This is a genomic window from Actinotalea sp., from assembly GCF_041597215.1.
In the GTDB taxonomy this organism is placed as follows: domain Bacteria; phylum Actinomycetota; class Actinomycetes; order Actinomycetales; family Cellulomonadaceae; genus Actinotalea.
On sequence record NZ_JBFHHB010000173.1, the window covers coordinates 1 to 6,714 of the forward strand.

Genomic DNA, 6,714 nt, shown 5'->3' on the forward strand with positions numbered 1-6,714 from the left:
CGGAGCACCTGCGACGAGCTGCTGGTGCTGTACGCGGGGCAGGTGCTCGAGTCCGGCCCGGCCGCCCAGGTGCTCGCCACCCCCGGTCATCCGTACACCCGGGCTCTGCATGCGGCGAACCCCCCGCTCGACGTCCGGCTGGCCCACCTCCCCGCGGTGGAGGGATCGGTCCCCCGGCCGGCGACCGTCCTGGACCGCTGCCCGTTCGCGGCGCGTTGCCCTCACGTGCACGAGGAGTGCACGGCCGAGCGACCCGTCCTCTTGCCGATCACCCCCGAGCGGTCCAGCGCCTGCGTGCTCGGTGCCGAGTACCTGGCCATCGACGCCGCCCCCGACCAGGGGCCCGCCGCCACCGGGGACGAGGTGGGGCACGAGGCCCTCGTGTCGATCAGCACCCTGACCAAGACCTTCCCCGGGGCGCGCCGCCCGGCACTCGGCGGCGTCGACGTGGAGATCCGCGCCGGGGAGTGCGTCGGGGTCGTCGGCGAGTCGGGGTCGGGCAAGACGACCCTCGCCCGGTGCCTCATCGGCCTCGAGAGCGCGGACTCCGGCAGCATCGAGTTCCACGGCGCCCTGCGGAACGGTCGGCCCACCGACCGCCCACGGCACACCGCCATGCAGATCGTCTTCCAGGACCCCTACTCCGCGCTCAACCCGGCCCTGCGCATCCGGACGACGCTCGCCGAGGCCCTCGCCGTCGCCGGGCGTCCGGCGAGCGACGTGGCCGAGCTGCTGACGATGGTCGGCCTGCCCGCGCACTACGCCGACCGACGGCCGAGATCGCTGTCGGGAGGCGAGCGCCAGCGGGTCGCGATCGCCCGCGCCCTGGCCACCCGCCCCACCCTCCTGGTGTGCGACGAGTCGGTCTCGGCACTCGACGTGACCGTCCAGGCCCAGGTGCTCAACCTCCTCGCGGAGCTGCGTGCCTCGCTCGGGCTCTCGATGCTGTTCATCTCGCACGACCTCGCCGTCGTGCGCCAGGTGGCCGACCGGATCTACGTGATGCTCGACGGCGAGGTGGTCGAGCAGGGCCCTGCCGACGGGGTCCTGAGCGCCCCGGAGCACCCGTACACCCGCCGACTCATGGCGGCGGCCCCCGGCCGCGCCGGGCAGGAGGAGCGATGACGATCCAGGTGCAGGTCACCCCCCTGGCGGGCGAGCAGACGGTGGACGATGTCCTGGCCACCGCCGGCATCGACCCGGGAACGGGCCGCGCGGTGGACCGGTGGCGCCGGTCGGGAGGGGTCCAGGAGCGCGTGGTGCTCACCGCCGAGCAGGACGGGAGCGCGCTCGGCGCGGCGATGCTCGTGAGCAGGCCCGGCACGGCGTCCAGCACGCTCAACGGCTGGCTGTCGTGCGGGGACGCGGCCGCGCGGACCCTCGACGCCCTGCTCGCCGCCGCGGAGGACGCGGCATGGGGACGTGGGAGCATCCTGCTCAAGGTCGCCGTCGACGCCGACGACGACCTGAGCCCCTCCGTGCTGACCGACCGGGGATTCACCGCGCTCCCCGACCCGCACGTCCCGTCCCCCTTCCCGCACGACAGCGCCGACATCCCCCGCGGCTTCGTCCGGCACCGGGAAGGGACGCCCGTCCCGACGATGGGCTACATGCGGCAGACGACCGAGTTCACCTGCGGGCCGGTGGCGGTCTCGATGGGCATGGCGCACCTGGGCCTCGCCCCCGCCCCGGACCGGGCGACCGAGATCGGCTTGTGGCGGGAGGCCACCCTCATCGGCGCCTGCGACCCGTACGGGCTCGCCCTGGCGACCGCGACACGGGCGGTACCGACGCGCGTCGTGATCAGCACCCGCGGACCCATCCTGCTGGAGGACGTCACCCAGAACGCGTCCACGACCGAGCTTCGCTCCGCCATCCAGGCCGACTTCGCCGTCCGCGCGGTCGAGGCGGGCGTCGAGGTGGAGCACCGGAGGTTCGCGGTGGAGGAGATCGGCCGGCTGGTCGCGGCCGGCGCCGTGGTCACCGTGCTGATCGACCAGTCACCGATGCACGCGGACGCCGATCCGCACTGGATCGTGGTCCACGGCGCACTCGGCGAGGTGCTGCTGGCCAACGACCCCTGGACCGACGAGTACCTGGGCGAGACCTGGGTGGACGGGACCGACGTGGCGATCCCGCCCGACCTGATGGACCGGCTCGCCGGGTACGGCGACCCCCGCTACCGCGCGATGGTCGTCCTGGGCTGAGCGCACCGCCTACGCGGTTCGCGGCGGCCCGGCCTCCAGGTCGCGGTCGTCGAGGAGGGCGCTGAGCGCACGAGCGAGGGCGATGTCGCGGGCGGTCAGCCCACCCTCGTCGTGCGAGACGCTCGTCAGCCGCACCGTCGGGTAGGCGAGCAGGACGTCCGGGTGGTGCCCGAGCTCCTCGGCCACGCGCGCCACCTCGACCACCAGGTCCAGGCCGGCGAGGAAGGTCCCCGTCGAGACGATCGACTCCAGCCGACCGTCCACCACACCCCAGTGGCGCGCGTCGACGGCCCGTGCCACGGCCTCCGGGTCGAGGATCATCGCCCCACACTCCCATCCCGGCCGGCGCATGACCAGTAGGGACCGCACGTCACAGCCGTCACGCCCGAGGGCCGCCGCCAGCCCCCGCGCGCCACTCCTCGGCGAGCAGGCCCATGTCGATGACGTCGCACCAGTGCTCACCGTCGCGGTGGGCCTCGCGCAGTCGACCCTCCGTCACGAATCCGAGGCTCTCGTACAGCGCACGCGCACGCGGGTTGATGCTGAGCACGTCGAGTGAGATGCGGTGGAGCCCGAGCCCCTCGGGTGCCGGCGCGAAGGCATGATCCAGCACGAGGGAGATCGCCTCGCCGCCGAAGCCCCGGCCGCGGTGCCCCGGGCGGATCGAGAGCCGCAGGTTCGCGTTCATCGAGTGGTGGTCGATCGAGTTCACGACGATCTCGCCGAGGTACTCGTCCGAACCGTGGGTGATCGCCCAGTCGGCCCGCCCGTCACGATCGGCGACAGAGGCGCACCACTGGTCGACCTGCTCCCTGGTGAACTCCACGACGGTGCCGGTGAGGCGGTTGCCCTCCTCGTCCTGGCACATCTCCCACATGGCGTCCGCATCCTTCGCACGGATGGGACGCAGGACCACCATCTCGCCGACGAGGATCGGCATCCCCTTCACGAGGTCACTCCTGCCCGATGCGTTCGAGCACGAGCTCCCGGACCCGGCCGGCATCGGCCTGGCCACGGGTCGCCTTCATGACCGAACCGATGATCGCGCCGACGGGGCCGAGGTTGCCGCCCCTGACCTTGGCGACGACGTCCGGCTGAGCCGCGAGGGCCGCGTCGATCGCCTCGAGCAGCGGACCGTCGTCCGAGACGATCTCCAGGCCGCGGGCCGCGACGACCTCGGCGGGGCTGCCCTCGCCTGCGAGCACCCCGGCCAGGACCTGGCGGGCGAGCTTGTCGTTGAGCCGGCCCGAGTCGACCAGGCCCTGCAGCTCGCCGATCTGCGTGGGGGTGACGGCGAGCTCGGTGAGCTCGAGGCCCTCCGTGTTCGCCGTGCGGGCGAGCTCGCCCATCCACCACTTGCGAGCGGCGGCGGGCGAGGCCCCGGCAGCGATCGTGGTCTCGATGAGCTCGACGGCGCCGGCGTTGACGACATCGCGCATCTCGGCGTCCGCGTAGCCCCATGCCGCCTGGAGCCGGCGGCGCCTGACGCTCGGGACCTCGGGCAGTCCTGCCCTCAGCTCCTCGACCCACTCGCGGCTCGGAGCCACCGGCAGCAGGTCGGGCTCGGGGAAGTAGCGGTAGTCCTCGGCGTCGGACTTGACGCGCCCCGCCGTGGTGATCGAGGTGTCCTCGTGCCAGTGGCGGGTCTCCTGCGTCACGGTGCGGCCCTCGTCGAGCACGGCGGCCTGGCGGGAGATCTCGTAGCGGACGGCCCTCTCCACCGAGCGGAAGGAGTTGACGTTCTTCGTCTCGGTCCTCGTCCCCAGAGGTGACTGGGGCGTCGGGCGCAGCGAGACGTTCACGTCCGCGCGGACGTTCCCCCGCTCCATCCGCGCCTCGGAGACCTCCAGCGCCCGGAAGATGTCCCGCAGCGTCTGGACGTAGGCGCGGGCCACCTCCGGGGCGCGGTCACCGACGCCCGTGATCGGCCTCGTGACGATCTCGACCAGGGGGATGCCGGCACGGTTGTAGTCGACGAGGGAGTGGTCGGCGCCGTGGATGCGTCCGGTGGCACCGCCGACGTGGGTGTTCTTCCCCGCGTCCTCCTCCATGTGCGCCCGCTCGATCTCCACGCGCACCACGGTGCCGTCGTCGAGCTCGACGTCGAGGTGCCCGTCGAAGGCGATCGGCTCGTCGTACTGGGAGGTCTGGAAGTTCTTCGGCACGTCCGGGTAGAAGTAGTTCTTCCGGGCGAAGCGGCAGACCTCGGCGATCTCGCAGTGCAGGGCGAGGCCGATCTTGATGGCCGACTCGACCGCCGTGCGGTTGAGCGCGGGCAGGGCACCCGGCAGGCCGAGCGAGGTCGGGGTCACCTGGGTGTTCGGCGCGGCACCGAACTCCGTCGGCGCGCCGTCGAACATCTTGCTCGCCGTGCCCAGCTCGACGTGGACCTCGATCCCGATGACCGGGTCGTAGCGGCGCACCGCCTCGTCGTAGTCGACGAGGGTCGCGGGCTCGTGGTTGCTCATCGGGCACTCCCCTCGGTCGTCGGAAGCTCAGGTGCTCGGTCGAGCAGCGGGCCGCCCCACTGCGCCTCCAGGAGCGACTCCAGTGCCGCGCCGACCCGGTACAGGCGGTCGTCGGCGCGCGCCGGTGCCAGGATCTGGAAGCCGACGGGCAGTCCGTCGTCGGAGAGCCCCGACGGCAGGGACATCCCGGGGATGCCCGCGAGGTTGGCCGGGATCGTCGCGACGTCGTTGAGGTACATCGCCATCGGGTCGTCAAGCTTCTCGCCGAGCCTGAAGGCCGTGGTGGGCGCCGTCGGGGAGACCAGGACGTCGGCCTGGGCGAACGCCGCGGCGAAGTCCCGCTGGATGAGCGTGCGGACCTTCTGCGCGCTCCCGTAGTACGCGTCGTAGTAGCCGGCCGACAGGGCATAGGTGCCCAGGATGATGCGGCGCTTGACCTCGTCACCGAACCCGGCACCGCGCGTGGCGGACATCACCCGCTCGGCGGTCACCGGTCCATCGGAGGGCTCGACGCGCAGGCCGAAGCGCATCCCGTCGAACTTCGCCAGGTTGCTCGAGGCCTCGCTCGGCAGGATGAGGTAGTACGCGGCGAGGGCGTACTGGAAGTTCGGGCAGGAGACCTCGACGATCTCCGCACCGGCCTTCTGCAGGAGCGTCAGCGCCTCGTCGAAGCGCGCGCGCACGCCCTGCTGGTAGCCCTCACCGTTGAGCTCGGTCACCACGCCGACGCGCACGCCGGTGAGGTCTCCCGTCATGCCGCGTCGAGCGGCGCCCACGAGATCGGGAAGCGGCTCGTCGAGCGAGGTCGAGTCGTGCGGGTCGTGCCCGCCGATCACCTCGTGCAGGAGGGCCGAGTCCAGGACGGTGCGCGTGACGGGGCCGGCCTGGTCGAGGCTCGAGGCCAGGGCGATCAGCCCGTAGCGGGAGACGCCGCCGTAGGTCGGCTTCACGCCGACCGTGCCGGTGACGGCGGCCGGCTGACGGATCGAGCCACCGGTGTCGGTGCCGATCGCGAGCGGGGCCTCGAATCCGCCGACGGCCGCCGCGCTGCCACCACCCGAACCGCCGGGGATCCGGTCCAGGTCCCAGGGGTTGTGCGTGTTGCCGTAGGCCGAGTGCTCGGTCGACGAGCCCATCGCGAACTCGTCCATGTTCGTCTTGCCGAGGATCGGCAGACCGGCGGCCTTGAGACGCTCGACGAGCGTCGCGTCGTACGGCGGGATCCAGCCCTCGAGGATGCGCGAGCCGGCCGTCGTGGGCATGCCGCGGGTGACGACGACGTCCTTGACGGCGATCGGCACGCCGGCGAGCGGGTGCAGCTCCTCTCCCGCCGCGCGGCGCGTGTCGACCTCACGGGCCGTCGCCAGCGCCTTCTCGCCGCTGACGTGCAGGAAGGCGTGCAGCGCGCCGTCGACGGCGGCGATGCGGTCCAGGTGGGCGGTCGTCGCCTCGACACTGGAGAGCTCGCCGCCCGTCAGTGCCTCGGCGAGCGCCGCCGCTGACATGCGGGTGGGATCCGTCATCACTCCTCCCCGAGGATCTGCGGGACGGAGAACCGGCCGGAGTCCGCGTCGGGCGCTGCTGCCATGACCTCGTCGACGTCGAGCGTGGGCTCCACGACGTCCTCGCGGAAGACGTTCGTCAACGGGAGCGGGTGACTGGTGGCGGGGACCTCGGGCCCGGCGACCTCCTGCACCCGGGCAACCGAGTGGACGATCACGTCGAGCTCACCGGCCAACCGGGTCAGCTCGTCCGGGGACAGGTCGATCCGAGCGAGCGCGGCGACGCGCGCGACCTCGTCGCGAGAAAGAGTGGACATGGCGCAGAGTCTAGGTGCAGCCGGAGCCGAGTCATGGGACGGACCAGGTGGCGGGACCGTCGAGCCGCCCGGAGCGGGTGGATCGCGCCCTGGGCCGGCTGCTCAGGTCGAGGCGCCGTCCGTCGCCCGGGCGACGAGGTCGAGCAGCGCCATCGCATAGGCATCGGCCGCGGCGTCGGCCCGGTAGGTGGTCTCGACGCCGGCCGCCGTCCGTGTCGTC

At 72.6% G+C, this 6,714-nt stretch carries 7 protein-coding genes; 2 read left to right on the forward strand and 5 right to left on the reverse strand.

Going from position 1 to position 6,714, the window contains the following annotated elements:
* Both ABWK99_RS11810 and ABWK99_RS11815 read left to right on the forward strand, forming a co-directional pair.
* Positions 1–1,125, forward strand: a 1,125-nt coding sequence (locus tag ABWK99_RS11810; RefSeq protein ID WP_372594901.1) for an oligopeptide/dipeptide ABC transporter ATP-binding protein, incomplete at its 5' end; no start/stop codon positions are given.
* On the forward strand, positions 1,122–2,207 hold the full coding sequence (locus tag ABWK99_RS11815; protein ID WP_372594902.1) for a peptidase C39 family protein: 1,086 nt from the start codon (positions 1,122–1,124) through the stop codon (positions 2,205–2,207). The genes ABWK99_RS11810 and ABWK99_RS11815, both read left to right, overlap by 4 nt.
* Positions 2,208–2,216: 9 nt before the next feature.
* On the opposite strand, the gene ABWK99_RS11820 is transcribed toward ABWK99_RS11815, so the two are convergent.
* Genes ABWK99_RS11820 through gatC form a run of 5 tightly spaced genes read right to left on the reverse strand, consistent with a single transcriptional unit; the run spans position 2,217 to position 6,494 of the window.
* Positions 2,217–2,528 carry a 4a-hydroxytetrahydrobiopterin dehydratase gene (locus ABWK99_RS11820; protein WP_372594903.1) on the reverse strand — a complete coding sequence of 104 codons (312 nt, stop codon included), beginning with the start codon at positions 2,526–2,528 and terminating at the stop codon, positions 2,217–2,219.
* Positions 2,529–2,586: 58 nt separating this feature from the next.
* A complete protein-coding gene (locus ABWK99_RS11825; RefSeq protein ID WP_372594907.1) occupies positions 2,587–3,147 on the reverse strand; it encodes a GNAT family N-acetyltransferase in 561 nt (186 codons plus the stop codon).
* A 13-nt stretch (positions 3,148–3,160) separates the two neighbouring features.
* Positions 3,161–4,675, reverse strand: coding sequence for an Asp-tRNA(Asn)/Glu-tRNA(Gln) amidotransferase subunit GatB (gene gatB, locus ABWK99_RS11830; protein WP_372594904.1), 1,515 nt, complete (start codon positions 4,673–4,675; stop codon positions 3,161–3,163).
* Positions 4,672–6,198, reverse strand: coding sequence for an Asp-tRNA(Asn)/Glu-tRNA(Gln) amidotransferase subunit GatA (gene gatA, locus ABWK99_RS11835; protein WP_372594905.1), 1,527 nt, complete (start codon positions 6,196–6,198; stop codon positions 4,672–4,674). Before gatA ends, gatB begins: the two co-directional genes overlap by 4 nt.
* The gene (gene gatC / locus ABWK99_RS11840) at positions 6,198–6,494 is read right to left on the reverse strand and encodes an Asp-tRNA(Asn)/Glu-tRNA(Gln) amidotransferase subunit GatC (protein ID WP_372594906.1); all 297 of its coding nucleotides are present in this window, start codon (positions 6,492–6,494) and stop codon (positions 6,198–6,200) included. Before gatC ends, gatA begins: the two co-directional genes overlap by 1 nt.
* Positions 6,495–6,714 lie beyond the last annotated feature (220 nt).

Bases quoted from the DNA above. Each gene is read 5' to 3' on its own strand.
- gatC (WP_372594906.1), bottom strand. From the start codon at position 6,494: ATGTCCACTCTTTCTCGCGACGAGGTCGCGCGCGTCGCCGCGCTCGCT.
- gatB (WP_372594904.1), bottom strand. From the start codon at position 4,675: ATGAGCAACCACGAGCCCGCGACCCTCGTCGACTACGACGAGGCGGTG.
- gatA (WP_372594905.1), bottom strand. From the start codon at position 6,198: ATGACGGATCCCACCCGCATGTCAGCGGCGGCGCTCGCCGAGGCACTG.
- ABWK99_RS11815 (WP_372594902.1), top strand. From the start codon at position 1,122: ATGACGATCCAGGTGCAGGTCACCCCCCTGGCGGGCGAGCAGACGGTG.
- ABWK99_RS11825 (WP_372594907.1), bottom strand. From the start codon at position 3,147: ATGCCGATCCTCGTCGGCGAGATGGTGGTCCTGCGTCCCATCCGTGCG.
- ABWK99_RS11820 (WP_372594903.1), bottom strand. From the start codon at position 2,528: ATGATCCTCGACCCGGAGGCCGTGGCACGGGCCGTCGACGCGCGCCAC.